Here is a 24817-nt window from a genome sequence, read left to right on the forward strand (position 1 = left end):
AAAATTATAAATTAGACCACCTTTCACGCATTTTGTACTTTTCCCATTCCCTTCTCAGGGCCAACCTTGCCAATGCATCTGCAATATCTTCAATACTCCCCAAGGCAAAAGCTTCTTTGACCAACTCCTCCTTTACATCTATACGATACAGTCCATTCATTAATTTGCTGGAATCATTGCGTAATAAATGCTCAAAATACTGGGAAAGTTTATCCGCTGCATCTCCAAAAGTAGGCGGATTGTACTCCTCCTCTATCTCAAAACGGTCTCTTATTTTATTCCATGTTTCTAAATACATAGCGAAAGATAGTTAGAAAAAGGATCAATATCAGTAATTACTAACAATAAGCATTTACTGTTTGATTAAATTCAGGGGAAAAGACAATAACTATTTTTAATAGGAAGTTAATGTAATATTTTCTTCACAAAAGAATATTACAACTTTTAGTTATAAATAATTTTATTGAAATTTTTTATCAATTGTTGAATTATCCCAATTGTTATAGGCAGAAAAATACCTAAAAAGGTTGAACTATACATGAAATTATAAGGCCATGTATTTAACTCACTAATTTCTTTGTCAATATTTTTTAGCTTTAAATAATAGTTATCTAAAAATTCAATTTCATCTTTGGTTGAAGACTCATTTGTATCTAATGAAAACATAAAATCAGTCAAATATCTTAGCCTATTTCTTACTTTTATCAGTTCATTTACCTTATATTCTTTTAAAAGAACATGCAATTTTTTTACAGGTACAATAAATACTATACCTGATAAAATAAATGGGAAAACTTTCCAAAAATGCATAATCGAATATACATATAAGTTTTTATCATCACTTTTCAAATTTACCCATTCATAATGACCGATAAAAAAATATATCATCACTCCTATGATTATAAAATAAATTGCAAATACAAACAATATATTTCCAATAAATAATGTTCCTGCACACTTATCAGGGTATAAGTAATCTAACTTCAACGTTTTTGCAAAAGATACTTTCTTTATCAATTTTACAATTACTATAGTAGCATTTACAGTTATCCCTCCAATAAAACCAATTGAAAATATTTGAAAAAAAAATGTGCTGACTAAATAATAATCTTTATCAAATAGATATTTCACCCCAAATAAATAAGCAAAAAATACATTTATACAACCAAAAGAGAATGCAAAAAATAATGTCCTATTACCCAGAAAATCTTTTTTGTAGGTCTCATTTAAATCAGAATTATTTGCTTTTGTAAGATGGATAAGGTTTGCTAAAAATCGCCTTAGTCTTTTTGTTGCACTTATCACTAGGTAAGCTCCTACAGAATTCATTGCTGATAAAAAGAAAGACATATCTTTTATTATTAAATACTTAGTCGTCTCCTCTTCTAATACTGAAGCTATTAAGTGAAGTGAAAATAAAATTAGACCAAAAACCAAAGAGAATAATAGAGGATCCCAATTCAGGTATCTTAAAAATTTTTCATAAAATGTTAGAATGTCAAAAGACAAATCATTTTCATCGTGAGCATTATTACTATTGAAAATTTCAATATTCCCCATTTTTTAGCTTAAAGTAAGAGTTAATTAGTCTTATTTATTATGAGAATTCACAAAATTTATTCCAACAAATAAAACTCTTATTACTAATGAATAATAAAGAAAAAAATAGCAAACATGATATGATTATTACAACATATGTCATTATAAATATCTCTATCATTTAGGGCCTTTAATAGAATTTATCACAGTTCGTTTTATAAAGAATTTTCGAAATATGATAGACTTAAAAGAACAGTATTAAAAACTTATTTTTGTTTAAGAGAAAGAATGACTCATTTTTTAATTTATAATTCGTGAGTAAATGCGAAACCTACTCTCACATTCCAAAAAAACATAAAATGTCACCCCAAAATCATAATCATTCCCTCCTTTTTTATTGGGATGTCAATACAAACTCTCTATTAGCGTGAAAAATTGATTGGGAACTCTCTTGAAAAAGAGTAAAATGATATAGTTGTTCCCTTTTAAGCGACGATTGAATACACTTCTCTCAGGATTACAGGTAATATTACGTTCTCCGATAGCAGTGTTTTTATATTCTTCTGATTTTTTTTGACAGGTTGAAAAATAACTTCAGGGTATTCTATTAAAAGCTGAAAGTACTGCCAATCATTTTTAAAGTGGTAAAGCTTTGGCAGAGATAATCGAAGAGCATAAATGTGATACTTAAACCCTTTCTTTTGGAAAACAAATTTGTATTTTCTTCTCTCTCTTGAACTATCGGAACGCCAAAAAATTTCACGGCGTTCAGCATATAAAAAATATTTGGAACGGAAAGTAAAAGAGGTTTTACTGGGTTTTGTTTTCGACATGCTTCCCACAACTTTCTTTCGGGTTTTAGCAAATTGATGGGCTGTTATGGCTTGATATTTTTGGTGCTTTGTATTTCTTTTTATCTCTCTATAGATAGTTGAAATATGTACGTTCAATGCTTCTGCAATCTTAGTTTTAGAAATGCCTGCATCCAATAATATTTGAAGGTATTTTCGATGAACAATCGTCAGGTGAGGTTGCCTTTTCTCCAAAAGATCTAGTTCTAATTCAATTTCGCTGAGTTGGGCTATTAATAATAACCGGTTGGTTTCTAAAGCTTTCTTCATTTCTGAAGACTGTTGAAGTGACTCCAATGAGGAAGTGATACTTTTCAAATCATTGTCCTTCTTTCTATATAAATACAATAGATTTTCTCTTTTACGCTCTTGTTCAGATGTAACATAAATGTCCAACTCATATTGAATGAGTTGTAATAACGTTTTTTGAGTGGCTGGAGATATCGTTTTGCAGTGAGCGTTCATTAATTAATCTTTGGATAACATTATTTACGTTATATTAAAACTTAAAAGCTCTAATTCCAAATAAATAGCTTCGTTGTATTACAAATAAAAGAAAAATCATACTATTTCTTCTTCAAAAAAATTACCAAACCTTGCTCTATTTTCCTTAACTTTGCATTACATAAAAGAAGCAGACTGACTTTTATTTTTAAGTAATCTTATTAATTTTTTTCATCAATGTTTAAACAAAGCAAACTTCTCATTATAGGGCTACTCATCTCTATATTAGGCTCTTCTTGCGAACAAGAAGAAGTTCAAACCACCATAGAAAATCTACCTACTCTAACGTTGGACTCAACAGGTTTTCTTAGAGGCACATCTACTCTACAGTTATCTATAGAAAAGGAAGATGACATAGAGGTAACTGAGGTTATTTTCACTGCCAATGGACAATCACTTAATGTCGATACAAAACAAGAAAATGGACAATGGCTCTTTACTTTTGATTCAAAGCAGTTGGAAGAGGGGTATCAGGAAATCACTTTTGAAGCCTTACTTGCCAGTGAAAAAAAATTACCACAGAGTTCCGTAAAAGAATCTTTTGAGATTGAGGTGGATAATTACCTTCCAACATACCTAGTAAGAGCTGGGTTTGTCACTGACAAAAATTATCAAGGTCATCTCAGGGATAGATATGAAAGTCAGGAAACAATTATGTTCTTTGATAAAAATCAAGAACCTATATCTGAACCCATCTATTTGAATGATTTTGCAGGGGAATTAAAAATACTAATCCCTGAAGACAATCGTGATCAAGTTTTCTACAAAGGCATTTTATATTCATACATCAATGAATATAAAATTGAACTATATACAACAAATAAACTTGATTATTGTACATTAAATTATACTGAAGTTCTTTCACAATCCACTGAATTAAATACTGAATACAACCGTAAAAGAATTCAGGATAGAAAAACAGTAACAGTGGCCTATCCAAATAATTCAATAACTGTTAGTAGTTTCAGATCCCAAGAAATGGGCTATACTTTTGAAACTATTAATGGTATAAATTATTATACTTTAGTTCTAAATGAATATGATGATCAACACAACCAACAATATACTAGTATTGACTATTTTTATCTCAAACATTATGAAACCAACAAAAGTATATCAATTCTAACAGAAATAATGAACGATGGGGATACATTAATGATAACAGAAGAAGATATTCTCAATTCACCCGCGCAAACTATTATTACAACCTCAACTCCACCTGACGAAAGACTTTACTATTACCTTTATTTCACCATCAACGGTAAAAACTATTTTGATTATATTTATGAAGAATATGATGACGAGGGAAATTCCTTTGTAAGAATACCTTCTGCTTATTATAATGTTCCAGATATAGATATAAAATATTGTGTTTTTAATCGTAAATATGAACAAAATGGGTATAGTGAAATCAATACATTGATAGAAGACCCATCTAATAAGAACTTTAATATTCCCTACCCAATTAACTACCTCAACCATACTCTTAATGGTAGTGAAATATCAATTGCCACCACAAATGAAATTGATGAAAACTATTTTAAAAGAAGCGGAGTAACTTATACTATCTCAAATCCTGAAGAAAAAGTGAACTATATATATCGTCAAAGTGTACTATCTTACTTGGAGGAAGAATTGAAATTCGACTTTTCTAAAATACACAAATCATTTTTAGAAGCACACAATGGAAAATTCCAGAAGGTAGTAAATAGCACTGTGAACTATAGAGACTATACTTTAGGGAATACAAAAGGAGGAATTACTCAACCTTACTTCTTGATGAAGAATACTATTTACGAAAACTCTAATACAAGAATGAACGGTCCTTACACCATAACTGAAATGGACAGGCAATATCATGAGCGACAAATAGAGCATGACTTAAGAGAAAAAGGTGTTACAATACATTACAAATAGTACTTAATTAACGCATCAATCATCATTAATAAAAAAGCATTTTTCATTAAAAAAGTGGTCCTTTTCTTCAACAGAGGATCACTTTCAATTTCATAAACCTTAATATAAATGTCACTCTCTTTTCTACAGTAGTGGTCTATACTTATCATTTTTCAAACTATGGTCTTTCAAAACAAACTTTTGAGTATTGGGATGATTATCTCTTTACTATTCTCTTCTTGTGCACAAGAAGAAATTCAAACTACTTCTGAAAATCTACCTACCCTGAAATTGGAATCAACAGAGTTCCTTAGAGGAAACTCTACATTAAGCATCACCACAGAGAAGCGTGATTCTATGTCAATTCATAATATCATATTATCTGTCAATGGGAAAACACTTGATCACGTTTCAAAACTTGAAAATGACCAATGGAAAGTAACTTTTGATTCAAAGCAATTAGAAGATGGGTTTCAAGACATTACATTTGAAGCTTTATTATCCAGTGAGTTTGCATTACCTCAGACTTCTGTTAAACAATCTTTTGAGATTGAAGTGGATAATTACATAGAACCTTACTTTGTAAAAGAAGGGCTTATTGATAGTTTAAATTATGACAATGGTGGTATTAGTAAAAGTAATGCGGAAGAAACCGTTATATTTCTTGACCAAGATCAAAACCTGATTGGAGAACCTTTGTACTTGAACAACTTCTCTGGCAATGTCAAAATTCTTATCCCTGAGAACAATAGAGATAGAACTTTCTATTCTGGAAAAGCATCATCTCATAGATTAACTTTTTATAATTATCCGAACAATATTCATTTTGAAGAAGCTGCTGTCATTCGATATTCAAAAGTTCAATCTAATAGTACTATTATTAAAGATTATTACACATCAATAAATTTTGATAAAGAATACGACACCAAAAGTGTAACAATTGGATTTCCTACAGATTTAGACAGATACCTTGTAAAAAACTATGACCATATTAATAACTCTGTAGTTATGAACGAGGATAATGATATGAAGTATATTTCATTTAAAATAAATATAAATGAAAGTAGTACATACCCCAATGCTTTTAGAGCATATCATTTCAGCTTAGAGAAAAGTATTCATATTCTAACAGAACTTATGAATGACGGAGATACAATTATTTTTAACAAAGAAGATATTCTTAATCAACCTGACGAAGATGAAATTAATTATCCTAAACCTAACGAAAGCCAATCCATACGCTACTTTCAAATATTAGAACTTGAAGAAAAACAGTTTATTAGATATTCTAATACTTATGAATACGTTGGAGATAAAGTATTAGAAAAATTTACATCAACCTACTTCAATGCTCCTTCCATAAAAATAAAATATTTGGTTGAAAAGCGTAACATTGAAGAAGATGGCATTTCAGAAAAAGAAACTATTATAGATAAGATTACGGATTCATATGATGAACCATACCCGCTTAATTATATAAAATATACTCATAACCAAGGTTCTGTATCCGTATTACCCAATGATGTTTTGGAAGGTAAATATTATAAACAAGCTACTATTGATTATTCTTTTACTCAAAAAAATAACCAATATCGTTCTTATCAAGCTGTGTCAAATAACCAACAAAATGAGTTTGTGTTTGATTTCTCAAAAATTGATAATTCATTCTTAACTGCTCATGGAGGTAAGTTTAAAGTACTTTTTGAGAAACCTATACAATTCAAAGAGTTTTCATATTTATCATTAACTGATGCTACATTTCAAAATAGATTTTATATGAGAAAAAAAGTATATGAAAATTCTAATACTCGAATGACAATAGATCATTCTAATGCAGAAAGGAGTCTATCAAACAGGTATGATGACTTTGACAAACCAATTCAATAAAAAAATAAAAAAAGCGATTTTCTTCCTCTAGAGATCGCTTTTCTTCACAGAAAAAATAAGTTCAATTTGTTATTCCATCTTCTGTTCCTCAATTTTGTAATACATCGATAGAAACATCAGGCTTCTTTTTTTCTTATGCGATTTAAATCTTATAATTTTTTCAACGATGATCAAACATAACAAACTATTGATTATTGGGATTATTATCTCATTATTTCTCTCTTCTTGTACACAAGAAGAAGTTCAAACTACCATAGAAAATCTTCCAACACTAAGGTTAGAATCAAAAGATTTTCTTAGAGGCACATCTACTCTACAGTTATCTATAGAAAAGGAAGATGACATAGAGGTCACTGAGGTGATATTTACCGCTAATGGACAATCACTTAATGTCGATACAAAACAAGAAAATGGACAATGGCTCTTTACTTTTGATTCAAAGCAGTTGGAAGAGGGATATCATAATTTCACTTTTGAGGCCTTACTTTCTAGTGAAAAAGAATTGCCACAGAGTTCTGTAAAAGAATCTTTTGAGATTGAGGTAGATAATTATTTACCTACTTATCTGGTTGGTAGTGGTGTAATTGAAAGCTTTAACTATCAAGATTATTTTTATTCTGTAAAGAATACTGAAATCACATTGATGTTTTTAGATAAAAATCAAAACCCTATCTCTGATGCTTTTTATCTCAATGATTTTTCTGGAGAAATAAAGGTTTTGATACCTGAAGATAACAGAGATCAATACTTCTATCAATGCAGGGCTTTATCACGTACTGATACAAAAACATTTAACACTAATGAAGAAAGCGTCGCCTACGTTAGCTATATTGAAATCTCTTCTTCTAATACAGAAATAAATGATTTTTACAGCCAACAAAAACCCAAGCCTCAAAGGAAAGAAATTACAATTGGTTTCCCTTCCAACATCGAATCTTCTCTTGTTATCAATCATAGATCTGCAATTTTCTTTTATAAAAGAAATGAAGAGAATGATATGATCTATTTGACTTTTGATTTAGATACAAGAGAAACTTATGAAAGTCGTGATCACTACTTCTTTTTGGCAACCCATAAAGAATTGGATAAAAGTATTTTTATTATGACTGAAATAATGAATGATGGGGATACAATTTCTTTTAACAAAGATGACATTAACACGCAACCTAAAGATGTAATAGTGAAATCCAATTTTCTTGAATTTAACCATACGCATTACTTCTTCTTTCAACACGCAATAGTAGATGGAAAAAGTTACTACTTCGATATTCCAATATACACTGAAAAAAAAGTTGATAACAAATTCATTTATAGATATACTACTTCATACTTTAATGCCACACCATCCCAAATTGAATATTCTGTACAACAACATAATTACAATATTGGCAAGGGGGAAATATCAAGAAGAACCTCAATTATTGCTGATGTTGCTAATAGTTTTAATGACACCTACCCCATTGAGTATCTTCTTTATGAAAACAATAATTCTATTAATTCAATATTTCCGACTGACGCTGTTGAATATGAATACTCTCAAATAAATTTAAAGTATGAATCGGAATCAATTGCAGAAAGGTATGTTCTATCTTTCAGGAAAGATACTATTGACTTTGATTTCTCTAAAACGGATAGTTTAATTGTAAATGCTCATAATGGCAAGTTTAAAGAGATCTATGAAGCACCTGTAAATTCAACAACTTTTACTATTGGCAACTTAGGAAACACATTAAAAGATAGTTCTTTTTATATCTCAAAAACAGTATATAAAAATTCAATTTCTACCCCCATTAGAGCTTACTCTGATGACGAAATCCGTCGTAAACAAGAACTTGAACAAATACATTATTTAAAAGGCTTGAAGCTTTATCAAGACTAGTGCATTGTAAATTAGTGATAAAACAAAAAAGCGATCTCCTTCACAAAAAAGAGATCGCTTTTTTAATATCTAAAAGTCAGGAATTAATCCCACTCGTCAGCTTCGATTGCTTCAATCACTTCTACCAATCCATCAAAAGTATTTACACCCACTGAAACTTCTGAACCGCCTTTTAGAGCGATACCTTCAGGGTTTACAGTTTCTAATACATCATTGATAGAGTTTTCGTCAAAACCACCTGCGATTAAGATTTTATATTCCTCTGTGAATGTTTTTAATTGCTTTAATGTTTCCTCAGATAACGTTTCTTCAAACTCCAATTGGAACATTTCCACTTGTTGTTCCAGCATTGACATTTGCTGTTCGATTTCTGAAAGGTTATTTTCTACTTTAATTCTGAAAATTAAAGGCTTTCCTAATTTCGATAAATCATTGACTAAAGCAGGATTGTCTGTCACTAAAACATCAATAGCTTCGTATTCCTCCAGGTTCACATCAGCAGATTCGTATAATTCACCAGCGAATTTGATACCCGCTAACCAACTTGCAATTTCTTTAAACTTATCAGGAGACACATAACGTTTGTGTGATGCCTCAATGGGAAAGCCAATCAATTCTACTCCCATTCCTGCACAGTATCTTCCATCTCCTAAATTATCTACATCAGAAACAAAAACGCGTGTATTCAGTGCCATATCTTCAATCGTTATTATTGGAAGTGTATTCCTGTTAGTGAATCCACTTGAATGTTATAATAAATTTATTTTTGCAAAGGTTGTAAAATTGATCGAAACCAAAAAGCCCCTTTCATAGTTTATTTCAAAAGGAACAATTTGTTCTCTTTTTTTAGGAGATCAATGGAGCCAAAATAGGTGGCGTTTATGAATAAAACATGTAATTACTCTCTGCCGTATTATTTTTCCATTGATTCATAGGAGAATTTGAAATTCTGAAAAATAAAATCTGTACCTTTGCGCTTAAGAAAGAGTGTATTAGATTAAGATTACACTAAGTTAACAAAACAATTACACGTTACTATGTCGATAAAATTTCTTGAGGCTTTAGAGCAGACCATCAAAGACAGACATGATTCTCCTTCAGATACTTCTTATACAAGTAGTCTTTTTGCAAAAGGAATCAATAAGGTTGCTCAAAAAGTAGGTGAAGAAGCGGTAGAATTAGTCATCGAGGCGAAGGATGATAATGAAGAATTATTCCTAAATGAGGCGGCCGATTTACTGTACCATTATATTGTACTTTTACGTGCTAAAGGTTATGGTTTAGAAGATGTTACGAAAATTTTAGAAGAACGTCACAAGTAAATTATTAAGTATGCTTGATTTTGATTAAATTACTATTACAAAACAACATACTACCCAAGAAAACACATGAAAACCTTAGAGTCTATATCATTTCGAAATTTCGAGCTCATAGAGGAGTACCTCAATGGAAAACTGAGTCCTGTAGAAAGCCAAACGCTTTTGAGACGACTTACGATTGACCATGAACTGAGGGAGGATTTTGATTTGGTAGTGGAGATGAGCACAGACATGGTTTCTTGGCCAATCGAAAAAAAGAATAGAATACGAATTGCTTTTGCTACAAGACATTCCAAAGCTGTAGTTTCTCAAAACAAGGCCAACCTTGCTAAAGATCTAGTGGCTTACGGCACTGCAACTATTGCGGCGGCAGGTTTATTGGTATTTGTCAGTGGCTTATTTGTATTCTTCGCTTCATAAATTCGTTATATCGAAAAAGGCTACCTTCTGAAAAGGTAGCCTTTTTTTGAAAACGAAAAATTATATATCTGATTATCAGCGTAAAATATCTTACTGAGTAGAAATTCTTACAGTAACAAATCAGTGTTTTGTTATTTGATATTACAAACTTAAGAAAACGAAATACTAAATGAAAGCGAAAATTCGCAAAAAATCCGATTTTTCATTAAATCTGTGCTATTTTTACATTTATTAGCCACCATAAAGTATTTTTGATCGTTATCAGATAGTATCTTGTTGCTATTGAATAGAGGAGGAGGTACTTCTACAAATGTTTTTCGAGTGTTGTGGATCATTTGTATTGGTGCTGAGTGTTTTATAAAAATCAAATTTGAAACCAAGTTAGTCAATATACATCCTGTGATATTAGAAGAAAATATACGCCTTATTTTCGGTTTGAAGGTCCGAATGCATAGGCAAGAACAGAAATTATCATTATCGGAATTAGCAAAAAAGGCTGAAATGTCCGTTTCCTACATCAACGAAATTGAGAAAGGAAAGAAGTACCCTAAAAGAAATAAAATAACATCACTGGCGGCTGCTTTAAAAGTATCTTATGATGAGTTGGTTTCTTTGAAGATCTCCAAAAAACTAGGGGCTATTTCAAAGTTATTGAACTCTAATATTCTTCAGGAACTTCCTCTAGATGTTTTTGGTCTTGAACCAAGAAACCTCTTAGAGCTGATGTCAGATGCTCCATCCAAACTTTCTGCCTTCATCAATACTATTGTTGAGATTTCAAGAAATTACAACCTTACAGTAGAAAACTTTTACTTTTCGGTGTTACGTTCTTATCAAGAAATCCATGATAACTATTTTGAAGAAGTAGAAATTGCGGCAAAGGAATTCAGAAGAAAGATCATAGATGACGACAAGCCGTTGGAGATCCAACTACGTCAGTACTTGACAACGTTCTGCAATTATAGAATTGATGAAGAAAGCCTTTCGGAACATGAAGCTTTAGACACATTGAGAACGGTCATTAAAGTTGAAGATGACGGCACAAATGTCTTGATGATCAATAAAAAGCTGAATGCCAGAAGACGTACGTTTATATATGCTCGTGAAGCAGCCTTTCAGGTGTTGAACCTTCAGGAAAGATCAATGACTTATTCATGGATGCAAGTCAAATCTTTCGACATGCTTTTCAATGATTACATGGCCACTTATTTTGCTGGAGCCTTTTTAGTACCTGAAGAAGCATTGGTAGAAGATCTGCAAGAGATTGTGCACAGCAATAGTTTCTCTAACGAGAAAATGTTAGACCTCATTGCAAAGCATAATACTTCTCCTGAGACTTTCCTTCACCGTCTGACAAGTATTCTTCCAAAGCATTTTGGCTTAAGCAAAATTTTCTTCCTGCGTCTGGATCATATTCCTGGTTCCAACCGCTACTCATTGACCAAAGAACTTCACCTTGATGGATTACATAGCCCTCACGGTACGGTACTGAGTGAACATTACTGTAGAAGATGGGTTTCTTTAAAGATTTTTGAAGACCTAGAACAAGCGAGATCAGAAGGCAAGGAAGATGAATATATTTGTGATGCTCAAACTTCAAGGTATATCACTTCCGGTAAAGAATACTTCTGTATCAGCGTTGCAAGAGCATTGCCATTGGTAGATGAAACTATTGATACAAGTATTACAATTGGATTCTTGATCAATGATAATTTCAGAGAAAAATCCAAATTGTGGCAGTCCGAAAAAGTAAGGATGGAGTTCGTAAATGAAACCTGCGAACGTTGTCCATCAGTAGACTGTCAGGTAAGGGCTTCTGATTCTATTGTATTGAAAAAAGAACAGCAAGAAAAAGAAAGAATTGCTGCTTTAGAAGCAATTTTAGGAAAACCTGTTGTATCTTAGGCGGTGAATAATTCTACTGTTAAGGTTTTTATAGATCAATTGCATCTAATAACATACTAAAAAGGCGAAGAGATTCAAGGAATTATTCAATTCTTAGAGTTTCTTCGCTTTTTGAGCTCTACATCAATTTTGAAACCTCAATATTAGATGGATTTCAAGGTATACTCTTATAATTTAAATTGAGATCACTCAATCTCTAGTACTGTAGATTTTTTTATCGTCAAATCTTAGTGACTTTACACACAAAACATATCTTCTTTTTCATTCTTTTCATTTTTATGAATGGCACCCTCCTTTTTGCTCAAAATAGAGGGAAGGAAAAGTATGATTTTGATTTTGATGAAGTCAGCTGGGCAGAGGCGATTACAATGCTTTCTGAAGCACATGATTTAAATTTCATCTACAGTGATGATAACCTTCCGGTGGTCAACCGTTTTACCTTCCAAAAGAAAAACGCCAAACTTGATGAAGTGCTTACGGCTTTATTCAATGGACAATTTTTAGGCTATAGAATCGATGGCAGTGATGTAATTATCTCTGTGAACCGAATACCGCTTGATTCAAGGGAAGGGCGAAGACTCACCCGATATCCAGTCAATGGTATCATAAGGGATTTATACTCTAAAGAAACAGTTATTGGCGCCACGATCTTCTTTGAAGATATCTCCATTGGTACTGTAAGCAACGTCAATGGCTTCTATTCCATTTCTGTTCCAGAAGGAAAATACCTCGTTTCTATCAAATCTTTGGGCTATACAAATGTAGATACACTCATTGAAGTAAAGGGGGAAACGGAATTGAACCTTAACCTGAAAATCAAAGAGACAAAGTTAAGAGAGATTGTAGTGCTTTCGAGTAACTCCGAAATCTATGACGGTATTTTGCAACTGAGTAATATTACGACTGTTACTCCCGAAGCCACCAATGAACTTCCACTTATTTTGGGTGAGGGAGATGTAATGAAATCGTTGCAGCTCATGCCAGGCTTCAAGAGTGCCAATGAAGGAAGTTCAGAAATTTCCGTACGCGGTGGCGGCACAGATCAGAACTTATTTTTAATTGATAATGTGCCTATTTACAACGCCACTCACAGTTTAGGGTTTTATTCTATTTTCAATACCAACTCATTGAAAAATGTTCAAACCTACAAAAGTGGTATTCCAGCTCAGTACGGTGGCAGAGGTTCTTCTGTCATCGATGTGCATCTGAAAGAAGGTAATAATCAGAATTATCGATTTTCTGGTGGAATAGGTACCATGTCGGCAAATGCCACTATTGAAGGACCTATCATTAAAGACAAAGCTTCATTTATTATATCTGGTAGAAGACCTTACACGGACTTACTTTCAAGTACTACAAGAGGTGACATCAATACGGTTCTTTTCTATGATCTAAGTTCAAAGCTTAAGTTCCAACTCAATAAGAAAAACGTACTGACGGTGTCAGGGTATTTCAGCAGAGATAAATTGGCCTTCCAAAATGTTTCTTCTAGTGAATGGGGCAACAAAACAGCCAATGTAACTTGGTCTTCTTTGCTTTCTCCTAAAACATATAGCAATCTTACTTTTTGGTACACCAACTATGATGTAGCTAATATTGTGAATACCATTCCAGAAACGAGTTATAGAACTACCTACGCATTGGATGATTATGGATTAAAATACAAAGTGGAACAGTATTTCACCCCTGACATGACGCTAAAAACAGGTGTTGAGAGCATTCTCCACACCTATAACCAAGGTAGTATTACACCTTTTGATGAAGAATCTATTGTGACACCCAATGATCCTCAGGACATCAGAGCAGTGGAATCGGGTCTATTTGCTGACTTTGAATGGAACATGAATGAGAAAGTGAAAGTAGGACTTGGAGTACGTTATTCAAGGTTTGATAATGTCAGAAACGAAAGAGAGTACATTTATGATATTGAACCCTTCCAGCTTTCTGCCGATAGTATTACGGATGGCAATATTGTAGATACAGTACGGAATTCGGGCATCAGCTTTGACCATTCTCATCACAGTATTGACCCTAGGGTTTCTGTCAGCGTGGCCTTGACTCCACAGCAGTCGGTTCGAATTGCCTATGATAGAATGACGCAATATGCACAAGAATTAGCATTGACTACTCTTCCTAGTAACTCTGGTGTATGGATTCCTTCCAACAAATACATAAAACCATTGATCAACAACCAGTATTCAATTGGTTACCTCACAAAATCAAGAGACAATATGTATGACTTCTCATTGGATGCTTATTATAAAACATCTGATGATATTCTGGAATTTAAACCCAACGGAAGGTATGTTGTCACCGATCATGTGGAAACAGACGTCACTTCGGGTACTGGACAGAGTTATGGGGTTGAATCAATTTTTAGAAAAAGAAAAGGAAAACTAACGGGATCTGTCTCCTATACTTACAGTTTTTCTTTTATCAAAATACCTCAAATCAATGATGGCAACTGGTATCCTACAGATCAGGATCAACGGCATGTTTTCAACATATTAGCCTCTTTCCAAATCTCAAAACAGATACAGTTCTCTGCTGTATGGAATTATGCCTCAGGGCGTCCATTTACCGCTCCAATCGGAAAATATTATAAAGAAGGTTATGTGGTACCTATTTATGGGGATCGAAATGGTGCAAGACTGCCAAGTACACATCACTTAGATATTTCTTTAACTTTTTATAGGAAAATGAGTGAACAGAAGAAAAATGAAAGTAGTTTCAACTTTTCTATCTATAATGTTTACGCTCGTAAAAATACCTATTCTTATATTTTTAGAAGTAAAAGAAACAACCCTGAAGAATTGGAAACTGTGAAGGTTTACTTATTTAGTATTATTCCTTCCTTCAGTTACAACTTTAAATTCTAAACATCAATGAATTATAAAAACCTAATTATAGTAGTAGTATTGGCAATATGGGGTTGTGAAGAACCCATTAGGCTGGATCTTCCGAGTGGTGAGCCAAGCACTATTATTGATGCCAATATCTCAGAAAGTAATGTGGTTTCAAGGGTTGTCCTGTCCAAGTCTTTAGGTTTTAATGATACCATTGATTTCCCTCCTATTGAAAATGCCAGTGTGGTATTGCAGCATACAAAAAGTGAAACCTCCTTTTCATTCAATTACGTCAATACACTAAGTGTTGGTGCTGTCTATGAAGCACAGAATGAAGTACAGCTTATCACTAACGACTTTTATTTTTTCTCCGTTTACTTACCTGGCAGTATTGAGGACCCCGATACACTGTATCAAGCAACGATGAAAATGCCTACCAAAGTCCCTGTGGATGGAATTGGCTTTAGAAAATTGGATAATGAAGTAGATCAGCATGTTTTAAGGATATTTTTCACGGATCCAGAAGGAGAAAGAAATTTTTACAGCTGGAGGGTTTCTCAGAAAATTAATGGGGAGTTTGTCATCTTATCAACCACTAAAGTACCACTTTATACCGACCAGGGAATTGATGGAAAATCGGTATTTGTAGAATTCAGTGGAAAGAATTTTTCACTCAATGATACGCTTCAAGTGCATTTCAAGTCACTGACCAGAGATGCTTATGATTATTATAGATCGCTGAATAATTTGATTGATGTTTCGGGAACCAACACCTCTGCGGATAATCCTAGAAGTAATTTTGTGAGCAGTGCCGGCGATAGATCCTTCGGTTATTATTCTTTGGAAGGAGTTGACGACACTGAAATTTTTGCAGTAATTGATTCTCTATAAAGACAACCGTTTAAAATATTTTTTCAAAAAAGGCTGAGCAAACTTATACACCTTAAAGCCTCCTCGGATCAGATATGGACTGATATACTCTTTGATTTTTTTTCTGAATTGAACTGAAACATAAGCCATCACAGCGGTGACAATGATTTGCACCATATTTTCATATTTCAAAGCATAAAGCATTGAGATAGTGTTGGCTAATGTCATTAGAAAATAAGACAACGCATCCCAAAATTCCTGATTGGTTTGCATCTTGAAAAAAGCAAACTCCACCTCATACCAATGCCTTCTTAAAGTCCTTTTTATTTGGCTGGAATTCAGTTGAATTTCTGAATCTGTCATCTTAGGAATATAATTAAAGACATCAGCATCCAATTGAATCACAGTCATGAAACTGTACTCCCCTCCTGTTTTTAAAAGCAGAGGGGTATTGATCTCTACCCCTCCGTTTTGGAAAGTTTCAACCAGCATCTCCGCCGCATCTTTTGAAGCTTTGAGTTGCTTAAGTTTTTCATTAAATACCTTCCAATTCACCATATCTATGATTCAGTTGTTTTGTTATTTCCAAAAATGGATGAAAATGCTTTTCCTGTTAAATCTGTGAGAACTTTGAAGAACGAAGACCAGTGACCTGTTGCTTCATTGGTAGAATTTTGATGAAAATTCATCACCATTGTTCTCAACTCTGGAGGAAGCTTTACAAACTTTGGTGTCAGGTAGGAAGTTACGTCTCCATCAATCTGCACTACAGTTTGAAGCAAAACCTGCTGTGTACCCAATTCCCAAGCTTTACGGATCTGCGTAATTTGTTCGGTTCCAAAATCCAATTCTTCCACTTCGTTCATTTCACGAAGCAAAATATCATTGTTCCATTTATGAGAGCCAATCTGTGAAGGATACCTATCATATTGCCCCACACCACCATCATTGAATTCAGCATCATAACCTCTTTGCCCTTGCTTTGTTTCAATGGCTAACTTCGTACGTTGCATTTTGAACATTCCAATAAAGTTGGCACTTTGCCTTTCAATTCTGTAAAGCATCTGAATCCTTTCTTTCAAACTTTCAGATTGCTCTTCCGTTTGCATTCTAGGCAACAGTGACTCGTAGTATCTCTTTCCTTCCTGAGCAGCTCTTTTCACTTCATAAAAAGAATATTCACCCGCTCCTTCAAAACGCAACAGAAACTTCTCTTTTCCTGAAGCATCCACACAAGCAGGAACACCTTTGGCTTTTTCACAAATACCAAACTCAATCAGTGTTTTTCTATACCTTTCTATGATATCTCTTAATGCCAAACGCTTGTTGACGGGCATTTTAGCACCTGTTGTATTCTCCTTTAAAATGGTATTAACTTCCAGCGTTAATAACTCATTGGCGATAGACTTTAGGGATTTCTCCATTGTATTCTATTCTTCCTCTTTTTTAGTATCCTCCTCATTATTGTCTTCTGAAGCTGATTGGTCGTCAGAAGAAGTGGCTGCAGGGGCATCATAATCAATTGGAGGAGTATCCAATGCTGGTGCGTCAGCTGTAGGTGCAGCCGCTGTAGAAGCTGGGTCAAACGCTGCTGCTTCATAATCAGGGGCTGCTGCCGCAGTCTGAGACGGGTCAAACGCTGTTTCTTCAGGATTGTATGACAACACCGGCTGTGCAGGTGCAGAAGGGAAAGCCTGTTGTGGAGTAGCCGCTGCACTGCTGTAAAATGAATCCGCAGGAGGAACGTCTATTCCTTTGGTCTTGGCATAAAGCTCAAACAAACTATAAACGGCCTTGATGTTGTCATTAATAATAGCATGTCCATGTTGTTCTTTTTGGGCATGAAAATCACGAACCCATGCATATCTATCTTGAACCAGATCATTACTTACATAAGAGGTCACATCACCTTTCAGTAAATGAATTTTACTATTCATTACTTTATAGTCCGTTCCTTCTTTTTTGACGATCTCGTCTTTTTCTCCATTGACATGGAAATCACCTACAATGGTTTTTATATCTAGAGTAACTAAGTTGTTGATATAATCTTCAATATTGTTGACAAAGTTCTGAAAGAACCCAACATTTTCCTGATCTGACATAGATATGTATTAAGGGGTTAGAATTTGATTATAAAAATGCGTATATAAATTTGAATCAATTGGATGAATTTTCCAAAAATTTAAGATAAAGTAATCATTTAGGAAATACTCACAATTATTATTGACCTCACTATAGTATATTTGTCTTTTACTTTCTTAATCTATAAAGAAAGATTAATCAAAATAGTCTTATAGAGAAACACTCATGGCTAAAGTCACAAAAGTATTAGATAAAGAATTCGTTCCTTTTATCAGTAAAGAGGAAATTGCGAAACGTAATCAAGAGATTGGACAACAAATCACAAAAGATTACGAAGGAAAAGATGTATTGATGGTCAGCGTTTTGAATGGCTCATTCATGTTCACATCAGACCTTGCAAAAGAGATTGATTTAGAAATTGACATCTCATTTGTAAAATATTCCTCTTACCAAGGTACTGAGAGTACTGGTAAAGTAAAACAATTGATCGGTTTTAATGAAGCTGACGTTAGAGGTAAACACGTGATCATCGTAGAGGATATTGTGGATACTGGACGTACTATGCAAGCTTTATTGAAAGATCTTGAGGTAATGGAACCTGCCTCTGTAAAAGTTGCCGCTTTACTTTACAAGCCTGAAGCTTTGAAAATTCCTATCACAATTGATTATGTTGGTTTTGAAATCGACCCTCGCTTTGTTGTAGGTTATGGATTGGACTATGATCACTTCGGTAGAAATATTCCTGAGATTTTAGTTTTGAAAGACAAAGCATAAGCCTCTCTAAAAACGATATATTAAAAAGGCTTTCAGATTTATATTTTCTGAAAGCCTTTTTGTATTTCTAAATGCTCCTAATATTGTACACTCGTCGATTATTTAGAATTTACAACCATAGGTTCGTTCATTTCATTAAAGTGGTTTTACAATATATTCATGAATTTTCACTCTGCCATCTCGAGTAATTTCCACTTTCCAATCTTCCTTGACATTCAAATTTAAAGGTTCTCCACTTGTTAATTCAGCTTCTAAGCTCACATTTAAATCAACATTATAAAGACCATTACTTTCTGTAACGACAATCGATTTGATTGAATGCTTGTTATTCGGTTTTATTGTTTTTCTGATGCCGTCGTACCACTCTTTAAAACCTTCATGACCAATAAATTTTCCTTCAGGAAATTGTAAAACTGTATCTTTTAGAAGATGGTTAGTGAAATACCCTTCATCACCTAAAACATCAAACTGAGCAAACCACTCTTTGATAAAATCTTTAATTTTTTGTTCTGGATCAGCATTCGATAAAGTATTTAATGCTTCAATAATGCTATTCAATTGTTTCTCGGCTCTTTGCTCTACAATCTCTTGCGTATTATAAACACCAGGCACGTAAACCATTCCATGCACATAAATTGGGTCTAAATAATTCATCTGAGCCATATAAGCCGACTGTTCTAATGGCTTGAAGAAATCTTCAATTCTAAAATGATTATACCCTAATGGTGAATATGAATCACTTGGTCCTCCTACTGTAATGCTTAGTAAAAAGTTTTTATTTTTTAATTTGTCTCCTTCAGGTCCATAAGCAAAATTAAAGGAAAACACCTCATCAAACCATAATTTTAATATGGCAGGCATATTATACCAATAGAAAGGGTATTGGAAAATAACCGTATCTGCTTTTAATAATGCTTCTTGTTCCGCCTCCACATCAATTTTATAATCAGGATATAAACTAAATATATCTCTCACCTCTACCTCTTCTACTTTATCTTTTAAGTTTGCTGATATGTATTTGTTGGCAATTGATTTTTCTAAATCTGGGTGTGCTACAATCATTAATGTTTTCATGTCATTTTTATTTTTAGTTGTACATACAAATATTTTTATAAAAAAATAGAGAGTTGATTTCTCTATTCGTTTTCTCCTAAAGCTTGATTGGCTTTGTGAATGTCTGCAGTCAATTTAACAGCTGTTTCTTTTCCTAAAACCTCACAATATTTATCAAAAAGATCTGCCAATGCTTGATCTAATTTCGGCTTCATTTTAATCCCTTCATCTGTTGGGTGAATGTATACTGTTCTACCTTCTTGCGAACGCTGCACATATCCCATCGTAATCAACTTATCAATAAACCGAGTAATTGTAGAAGGTTTCAAATTCATTTTATGACTGATTTCACCTTGGCTCAAACCTGGTTCCTCGATAATCAACAATAACAAATGAGCATAAGAAGTCTGCAAACCCGTCACTCTAAATGCATCATTAGCAATGTTTCCGATGAATCGGGAAAGAGAATTGGCTACGAAATACAAACAGCATTCCTGAAAAGATTTACTTTGATCACCCATCATGTTTATCATTTGATTGATACAAAACTACACAAATTAGTTGTATATACAAATATATTTATGTTAATCACTTAAAAATAAAGTGATACCTCTATATTAATATAAGGAATAGAAGAAATAAGTTAAAATCCGTGCACCATGACTGAAAGTCATGGGCTTATGGGAAGCTGTTCTATTTTTCAACTTTCATAATAAACTTGGCATATCCAAATACTTACAGTTTTTATAAACATTAAAATCCGGATAAGTCAAATATTATAATAAAAAGTGGATAGATGAGTTATTTTCCCAAAAGCCCTTAACTTCAATTATGGGTCTATGAGACACCCGTTTTTACTTGTCCTAATACTTAAAAATTTGGAGAGTTTTATGATGTGATAGTTCATAAGCCACAAGACATTGTTGCTCTTCAATTGAAATTTCAAGCAAAAAAAGTCCCACAATTTTACAATCATGGGACTCTATTTTATCTTCAAAAGAAACCGAAAGTTACTTTTTATTTCTCTTTGCTAATTTCTTTTTCTCTTTCTTTCTGTTGGATCTCTTTTTGATTTCCTTGTAATCTGTTTGGTCTTGAGCGATTTCTTTCATCACAGATTTCCAGTCAGTAGATTGTTCCGCAGAGAAACCTACAATATTGGCATAATCACCTCTTTCTAATCTATGAACGGCGATTTCTTTGCCCATAAAGTCTTCAATCTCTTCCTTCAATTCTTTCTCCTGTTCATCACAGAATGAAATAGCATCTCCTTTTTCCATCCCTCTACCTGTACGACCAACACGGTGAACATAGTTTTCAGGAACGTCAGGCATATCATAGTTCACTACAATCTGAACGTTTGGAATATCGATACCACGAGCAGAAACATCAGTAGCAATCAGCACTTTTACCTTGCCTTCTTTGAAGGTTTTCATGGCATGAGTACGTGCTTTTTGGTCTTTGTCACCGTGAATCGTCACCGTTTCCAACCCTACTCTTTCCATGGCTTTATGTACTCTCTCAGCTCTTACTTTTGTTCTTACAAAAACAAGAATTTTCTTTTCTGGGTGTTCACGGATAATGTTTTCCAAGAAGAAACGCTTGTCATCCATTTTCACATAGCTCAATGCATGACGTACATTTTTAGAAACAGGATCTTTTGGGGAGATCTGAATTCTAATCGCATTTTTCACTAAAGAATAAGCTAATTTTTTGATTTGCTCATCAATAGTCGCTGAGAAGAAAAGCGTCTGTCTGTGCTTTGGTAAAAAGCGAATGACATCTTTGATATCCTTGATAAAACCTTTCTCCAACATGTGATCGGCTTCATCCAATACCAAGATTTCTGTTCTGCTTAAATCCACGTAGCCTTGATGCTGTAAATCAAACATACGGCCTGGAGTGGCAATCAGGATATCAACACCAGATTCTAATTTTTCAATCTGTTTGTCTTGTTCTACACCACCATAAATACATAAAATATCTAGTTTAGTGTATTTGCCAATCGTTTCGAATACCTCTGTGATTTGCTGAGCGAGTTCCCTTGTAGGAGCCATCACCAAAGTACGAATACTCTTCTTTCTATTTCCTTTGTTTGGTTTGTTCAACAGGCGTTCCATTACAGGAATAGCAAACGCTGCCGTTTTACCAGTACCGGTTTGGGCAATAGCCAGCACATCCTCTCCTCTTAAGATAGGAGGGATAGATTTAAACTGAATATCTGTTGGTTTCTTAAAACCTTTTTCTTCTAAGCTTCTCTTTAAGCTCGAGGAAATACTGTATTTTTCAAACTTCATTATGAATGTACTTTGGAGTGGTTATTAAAACTCTCCGTCTTCAAGGATTTCTTTTACTCTTCCTACCTCACCCGTTTCCAATCTCACTTTAATACCGTGAGGGTGAAAAGAAGATTTTGTCAATATTTTTTCAACCCAACCTTCAGTCAATTCACCTGTTCTCTGATCTGCCTTGAGAACAATATTTACATGACCTCCAATCTTAATGTTGTTTCTTTTTCTTCCGTCGTCCATAAAAGCGTTTTATTTTGAAGGCATAATTTCAACCCCCTCACCATCAAAATCAGATTCTTCTTTTGTTGGTTTTCTTACTTCTACAATCTCTCCGTCAAAGAATAAATCCATTCCTGCCAACTCATGATTCAAATCCATGATCACATCTTTTTTGTTGATCTTGGTGATTTTTCCATCATAAACATCACCATCCTGATCTGCCACAGAAAGGATATGCCCTACTTGAAGCATAGCTTCCTCTTCTTCCTCATCAGCAAAACCAAAAGCATTTTTCGCCACTTTTACTTCGCTGTATTCTTTGATTACTTTACCGTAAGCATCTTCTGCTTTTAGCGAAATTTGAAATTTATCTCCTTGTTTTTTACCTAAGAGAGCATTTTCAAATTTTGGAAGCACACCACCTGCTCCTACATAAAATAAGAACGGATCATCTTTAGGTGCTTCTTCTATAAAATTCCCTTCAGCACTATCTCTATATAACTTATAAGTCAGTGCTACTACTAATCCTTCTGAAATACTTAATTCTCCCATTAGACTTTTTATATTCTTAATCCTAATACAAAACAAAGCTTTCTTTCGAATAAATCCCTCGGAAGAAAGCTTTGCATTATTTGTGTTATACCACTTCTATTGAAGACCTTCCAAACCTTCCATGTTATCCACTTGAACGGCTTCTTCTAATTCTTCTTTTGTTGCGTCTCTAACGTCAATAATTTCACCTGTGAAATACAAGTTAGTACCTGCTAATGGGTGGTTGAAATCCATCACTACATGATCATCATGTACTTCAGTTACTTCACCTTCCATTGGCATTTCGTCAGGACCAACCATTGGCAATACATTACCAACTTTCAAAATTTCGTTTTGATCTATTTCGTCTTCGATATTAAAAACTTCCTTAGGAACTTTTACTACCGCAGCGTCTTGTCTCTCACCATAAGCATTCTCCTTAGAGATGCCAAAAGAAAACGTATATCCTGCTTCTTTTCCTTCTAATTCAGTTTCGAATTCTGGCAACACATCCATGTGACCAAATAAGAATTCAAATGGATCGTCTTTTTCTACTTTTTGTAAAAGAGTTCCTTCTGCAGTTTCCTCACTTAAGCTATACACTAAAGTGACAACTTTATCTTTTGTTGCTTTCATTTTATATTTTTTTTGTAAAGGTACTAAGAATTAATCTGTTGAGTTAAGATTTTATTCGATAAGAAAGATTTATTGTGAATTAAGGAAGGATTTGAGGGGAAAAATGCTGTTGGGATTGAGGAAAAATAAAAAATAGGTAAACATCTTCGCCTGAATGTCTACCTATTAGTGGGTAAAGATCAATTTCTTACCGTTCCGGTAATAGTTAATTGCCTATTTAATACTACTTGCTTATGCTAAGTTCATAAAATATCTAATGTAAAAACATCCCCACTTTTGGGTATTTTTTAGATTTTATTGATCATAAAAACCAAGCTCGAGTAAGAAAAATCTCCGTCAAACTCATCTATGGTAATCACAACGTTACAGCCATTGTATTTCAGTTTGTAATGTTGCTTTTTTTGAGCAGTATCAATGGTCCTTTCAAAACCTGATTGATAATATTGTTCCATGAAAGATTTGAAGCGAATGAAATCTCCTTTCATTACTTTGGAAGGATTAATTCCTCCATCTCTTGAGGGCACAAATCCCATTGATCTTATTACTTTATTTTTATGGGTATAAATAAAAAGTGTTCCGGGCAATCCTCCTATATCCATATTGACCATATCTTTTCCTTCTAACTTTTCCCCTATTTTATAATCTGAGAATTCCTGGGCATATAAAACTGTAGAATAAGAAATTTGAATTACTAGTAGCAGTACTATTGTTTTAAAGACTCTATTCATAATTTATTAAGCATCATACTCATTGAGTAAAGGTAAGGAGGAGAATTTATTTCATAATCACAAGTGATAACAATCTGATTCCCTTCATGTTTACCATAATAATAAATTTTATTTTGAGTATGGTCAATATTCGATTTGAAATCTGTATTGTATTTACTCTTTATGTCATCAAAAAAACTATCGAAATCCTGACTTGATACTTTTGACGGATTTTTTCCATCATTGGAAGGTACAAACCCTAGTGCATAGATGTAGCCGTATTCGTTTGGATATAAAAAAACAACACCTTTTACTCTTCCAATTGTCATGTGAATCATATCTGCACCTTCCAACTTCATTCCTAGTTTATAGTCGGCAATATTTTGTGCACTGCTAAAAATAGATATAAAAATAAACAGGCTTATCAATAATAGGTTTTTCATGATGATATCAAAAATAATTTGCTGAAAGATTTGGAACCTAGAAAGATGGAGAAGGAAAAATAATGTGTACTAAAACATGAAATCATGTATCTGCTTCCTAATAGCATCTTTCTACTACTTAAGTATCAAAACAGATAGATTTTCTTTTTGTAATGATACTTCAAA

23 protein-coding genes and 1 pseudogene are annotated in these 24817 nt (G+C 33.5%); 9 read left to right on the forward strand and 15 right to left on the reverse strand.

All coding sequences use genetic code 11. The features are described 5' to 3' along the window. Positions 1 to 4: 4 nt before the first annotated feature. From AVL50_RS04695 to AVL50_RS04705, 3 genes are all read right to left on the reverse strand, one after another. Positions 5 to 298, reverse strand: coding sequence for a hypothetical protein (locus AVL50_RS04695; protein ID WP_062615323.1), 294 nt, complete (start codon positions 296 to 298; stop codon positions 5 to 7). Positions 299 to 444: 146 nt separating this feature from the next. Continuing rightward, positions 445 to 1560, reverse strand: a complete 1116-nt coding sequence (locus AVL50_RS04700) for a hypothetical protein (RefSeq protein WP_062615324.1) — start codon at positions 1558 to 1560, stop codon at positions 445 to 447. Between the two features lie 464 nt (positions 1561 to 2024). Beyond that, positions 2025 to 2855: a helix-turn-helix domain-containing protein gene (locus tag AVL50_RS04705; RefSeq protein WP_062615325.1), complete on the reverse strand. Its 831-nt coding sequence runs from the start codon at positions 2853 to 2855 to the stop codon at positions 2025 to 2027. Positions 2856 to 3071: 216 nt separating this feature from the next. On the opposite strand from AVL50_RS04705, the gene AVL50_RS04710 reads away from it, so the two are divergent. The 3 genes from AVL50_RS04710 (at position 3072) to AVL50_RS04720 (ending at position 8556) form a co-directional block, all read left to right on the forward strand. Continuing rightward, positions 3072 to 4811: a hypothetical protein gene (locus tag AVL50_RS04710; protein WP_062615326.1), complete on the forward strand. Its 1740-nt coding sequence runs from the start codon at positions 3072 to 3074 to the stop codon at positions 4809 to 4811. Between the two features lie 159 nt (positions 4812 to 4970). Then, entirely contained in the window at positions 4971 to 6677 is a 1707-nt protein-coding gene (locus tag AVL50_RS04715) for a hypothetical protein (RefSeq protein WP_062615327.1), read from the forward strand. A 166-nt stretch (positions 6678 to 6843) separates the two neighbouring features. Beyond that, positions 6844 to 8556 (forward strand): Ig-like domain-containing protein, encoded by a 1713-nt coding sequence (locus AVL50_RS04720; RefSeq protein WP_062615328.1) that lies wholly within the window; start codon positions 6844 to 6846, stop codon positions 8554 to 8556. Positions 8557 to 8639: 83 nt separating this feature from the next. Here the strand turns inward: AVL50_RS04720 and AVL50_RS04725 are convergent, their stop codons facing one another. Then, a complete protein-coding gene (locus tag AVL50_RS04725; protein WP_062615329.1) occupies positions 8640 to 9251 on the reverse strand; it encodes a hypothetical protein in 612 nt (203 codons plus the stop codon). A 354-nt stretch (positions 9252 to 9605) separates the two neighbouring features. Here AVL50_RS04725 and hisE point away from each other — a divergent pair. From hisE to AVL50_RS04750, 5 genes and pseudogenes are all read left to right on the forward strand, one after another. Continuing rightward, positions 9606 to 9878 (forward strand): annotated as a pseudogene (hisE, locus tag AVL50_RS04730) (phosphoribosyl-ATP diphosphatase); the annotation flags it as partial. Between the two features lie 66 nt (positions 9879 to 9944). Then, on the forward strand, positions 9945 to 10295 hold the full coding sequence (locus AVL50_RS04735; protein WP_062615330.1) for a hypothetical protein: 351 nt from the start codon (positions 9945 to 9947) through the stop codon (positions 10293 to 10295). A 399-nt stretch (positions 10296 to 10694) separates the two neighbouring features. Continuing rightward, a complete protein-coding gene (locus tag AVL50_RS04740) occupies positions 10695 to 12200 on the forward strand; it encodes a helix-turn-helix domain-containing protein (RefSeq protein WP_256366103.1) in 1506 nt (501 codons plus the stop codon). 278 nt (positions 12201 to 12478) lie between these two features. After that, positions 12479 to 15079, forward strand: coding sequence for a TonB-dependent receptor (locus tag AVL50_RS04745; RefSeq protein ID WP_062615332.1), 2601 nt, complete (start codon positions 12479 to 12481; stop codon positions 15077 to 15079). Between the two features lie 6 nt (positions 15080 to 15085). After that, on the forward strand, positions 15086 to 15937 hold the full coding sequence (locus tag AVL50_RS04750; RefSeq protein WP_062615333.1) for a DUF4249 family protein: 852 nt from the start codon (positions 15086 to 15088) through the stop codon (positions 15935 to 15937). Here AVL50_RS04750 and AVL50_RS04755 read toward each other — a convergent pair. The 3 genes from AVL50_RS04755 to AVL50_RS33475 are packed head-to-tail and all read right to left on the reverse strand — an operon-like array spanning position 15932 to position 18018. Further along, positions 15932 to 16474, reverse strand: coding sequence for a hypothetical protein (locus tag AVL50_RS04755; protein ID WP_062615334.1), 543 nt, complete (start codon positions 16472 to 16474; stop codon positions 15932 to 15934). The genes AVL50_RS04750 and AVL50_RS04755 overlap by 6 nt on opposite strands. A gap of 2 nt (positions 16475 to 16476) precedes the next feature. Further along, positions 16477 to 17340 carry a hypothetical protein gene (locus tag AVL50_RS04760; protein WP_157491143.1) on the reverse strand — a complete coding sequence of 288 codons (864 nt, stop codon included), beginning with the start codon at positions 17338 to 17340 and terminating at the stop codon, positions 16477 to 16479. Between the two features lie 6 nt (positions 17341 to 17346). After that, positions 17347 to 18018, reverse strand: a complete 672-nt coding sequence (locus AVL50_RS33475) for a hypothetical protein (RefSeq protein WP_063850538.1) — start codon at positions 18016 to 18018, stop codon at positions 17347 to 17349. Positions 18019 to 18223: 205 nt separating this feature from the next. Between AVL50_RS33475 and hpt the strand changes: the two genes are divergently transcribed. Continuing rightward, positions 18224 to 18772, forward strand: a complete 549-nt coding sequence (gene hpt / locus AVL50_RS04770; protein ID WP_062615336.1) for a hypoxanthine phosphoribosyltransferase — start codon at positions 18224 to 18226, stop codon at positions 18770 to 18772. Between the two features lie 135 nt (positions 18773 to 18907). Here the strand turns inward: hpt and AVL50_RS04775 are convergent, their stop codons facing one another. The 8 genes from AVL50_RS04775 to AVL50_RS04810 form a co-directional block, all read right to left on the reverse strand. Continuing rightward, entirely contained in the window at positions 18908 to 19846 is a 939-nt protein-coding gene (locus tag AVL50_RS04775; protein ID WP_062615337.1) for an NAD(P)H-dependent oxidoreductase, read from the reverse strand. Between the two features lie 62 nt (positions 19847 to 19908). After that, on the reverse strand, positions 19909 to 20349 hold the full coding sequence (locus AVL50_RS04780; RefSeq protein WP_172826759.1) for a MarR family transcriptional regulator: 441 nt from the start codon (positions 20347 to 20349) through the stop codon (positions 19909 to 19911). Between the two features lie 486 nt (positions 20350 to 20835). Then, entirely contained in the window at positions 20836 to 22122 is a 1287-nt protein-coding gene (locus tag AVL50_RS04785; protein WP_062615339.1) for a DEAD/DEAH box helicase, read from the reverse strand. Positions 22123 to 22146: 24 nt separating this feature from the next. Then, positions 22147 to 22356, reverse strand: coding sequence for a YwbE family protein (locus AVL50_RS04790; RefSeq protein ID WP_062615340.1), 210 nt, complete (start codon positions 22354 to 22356; stop codon positions 22147 to 22149). 9 nt (positions 22357 to 22365) lie between these two features. Next, a complete protein-coding gene (locus AVL50_RS04795) occupies positions 22366 to 22887 on the reverse strand; it encodes a peptidylprolyl isomerase (RefSeq protein ID WP_062615341.1) in 522 nt (173 codons plus the stop codon). A 96-nt stretch (positions 22888 to 22983) separates the two neighbouring features. Further along, positions 22984 to 23502, reverse strand: a complete 519-nt coding sequence (locus tag AVL50_RS04800) for a peptidylprolyl isomerase (RefSeq protein WP_062615342.1) — start codon at positions 23500 to 23502, stop codon at positions 22984 to 22986. Between the two features lie 287 nt (positions 23503 to 23789). Then, positions 23790 to 24230, reverse strand: coding sequence for a hypothetical protein (locus AVL50_RS04805; RefSeq protein ID WP_062615343.1), 441 nt, complete (start codon positions 24228 to 24230; stop codon positions 23790 to 23792). Continuing rightward, positions 24227 to 24652: a hypothetical protein gene (locus AVL50_RS04810; protein WP_062615344.1), complete on the reverse strand. Its 426-nt coding sequence runs from the start codon at positions 24650 to 24652 to the stop codon at positions 24227 to 24229. The genes AVL50_RS04805 and AVL50_RS04810 overlap by 4 nt, the downstream gene beginning before the upstream one ends. Between the last annotated feature and the right edge of the window lie 165 nt (positions 24653 to 24817).

This window comes from Flammeovirga sp. SJP92 (genome assembly GCF_001583495.1).
Lineage (GTDB): Bacteria > Bacteroidota > Bacteroidia > Cytophagales > Flammeovirgaceae > Flammeovirga.

What these genes read in the sequence shown, in the direction of transcription:
- AVL50_RS04695 (WP_062615323.1), bottom strand. Translation starts at nt 298, where the DNA reads ATGTATTTAGAAACATGGAATAAAATAAGAGACCGTTTTGAGATAGAG.
- AVL50_RS04700 (WP_062615324.1), bottom strand. Translation starts at nt 1,560, where the DNA reads ATGGGGAATATTGAAATTTTCAATAGTAATAATGCTCACGATGAAAAT.
- AVL50_RS04705 (WP_062615325.1), bottom strand. Translation starts at nt 2,855, where the DNA reads ATGAACGCTCACTGCAAAACGATATCTCCAGCCACTCAAAAAACGTTA.
- AVL50_RS04710 (WP_062615326.1), top strand. Translation starts at nt 3,072, where the DNA reads ATGTTTAAACAAAGCAAACTTCTCATTATAGGGCTACTCATCTCTATA.
- AVL50_RS04715 (WP_062615327.1), top strand. Translation starts at nt 4,971, where the DNA reads ATGGTCTTTCAAAACAAACTTTTGAGTATTGGGATGATTATCTCTTTA.
- AVL50_RS04720 (WP_062615328.1), top strand. Translation starts at nt 6,844, where the DNA reads ATGATCAAACATAACAAACTATTGATTATTGGGATTATTATCTCATTA.
- AVL50_RS04725 (WP_062615329.1), bottom strand. Translation starts at nt 9,251, where the DNA reads ATGGCACTGAATACACGCGTTTTTGTTTCTGATGTAGATAATTTAGGA.
- AVL50_RS04735 (WP_062615330.1), top strand. Translation starts at nt 9,945, where the DNA reads ATGAAAACCTTAGAGTCTATATCATTTCGAAATTTCGAGCTCATAGAG.
- AVL50_RS04745 (WP_062615332.1), top strand. Translation starts at nt 12,479, where the DNA reads ATGAATGGCACCCTCCTTTTTGCTCAAAATAGAGGGAAGGAAAAGTAT.
- AVL50_RS04750 (WP_062615333.1), top strand. Translation starts at nt 15,086, where the DNA reads ATGAATTATAAAAACCTAATTATAGTAGTAGTATTGGCAATATGGGGT.
- AVL50_RS04755 (WP_062615334.1), bottom strand. Translation starts at nt 16,474, where the DNA reads ATGGTGAATTGGAAGGTATTTAATGAAAAACTTAAGCAACTCAAAGCT.
- AVL50_RS04760 (WP_157491143.1), bottom strand. Translation starts at nt 17,340, where the DNA reads ATGGAGAAATCCCTAAAGTCTATCGCCAATGAGTTATTAACGCTGGAA.
- AVL50_RS33475 (WP_063850538.1), bottom strand. Translation starts at nt 18,018, where the DNA reads ATGTCAGATCAGGAAAATGTTGGGTTCTTTCAGAACTTTGTCAACAAT.
- hpt (WP_062615336.1), top strand. Translation starts at nt 18,224, where the DNA reads ATGGCTAAAGTCACAAAAGTATTAGATAAAGAATTCGTTCCTTTTATC.
- AVL50_RS04775 (WP_062615337.1), bottom strand. Translation starts at nt 19,846, where the DNA reads ATGAAAACATTAATGATTGTAGCACACCCAGATTTAGAAAAATCAATT.
- AVL50_RS04780 (WP_172826759.1), bottom strand. Translation starts at nt 20,349, where the DNA reads ATGATGGGTGATCAAAGTAAATCTTTTCAGGAATGCTGTTTGTATTTC.
- AVL50_RS04785 (WP_062615339.1), bottom strand. Translation starts at nt 22,122, where the DNA reads ATGAAGTTTGAAAAATACAGTATTTCCTCGAGCTTAAAGAGAAGCTTA.
- AVL50_RS04790 (WP_062615340.1), bottom strand. Translation starts at nt 22,356, where the DNA reads ATGGACGACGGAAGAAAAAGAAACAACATTAAGATTGGAGGTCATGTA.
- AVL50_RS04795 (WP_062615341.1), bottom strand. Translation starts at nt 22,887, where the DNA reads ATGGGAGAATTAAGTATTTCAGAAGGATTAGTAGTAGCACTGACTTAT.
- AVL50_RS04800 (WP_062615342.1), bottom strand. Translation starts at nt 23,502, where the DNA reads ATGAAAGCAACAAAAGATAAAGTTGTCACTTTAGTGTATAGCTTAAGT.
- AVL50_RS04805 (WP_062615343.1), bottom strand. Translation starts at nt 24,230, where the DNA reads ATGAATAGAGTCTTTAAAACAATAGTACTGCTACTAGTAATTCAAATT.
- AVL50_RS04810 (WP_062615344.1), bottom strand. Translation starts at nt 24,652, where the DNA reads ATGAAAAACCTATTATTGATAAGCCTGTTTATTTTTATATCTATTTTT.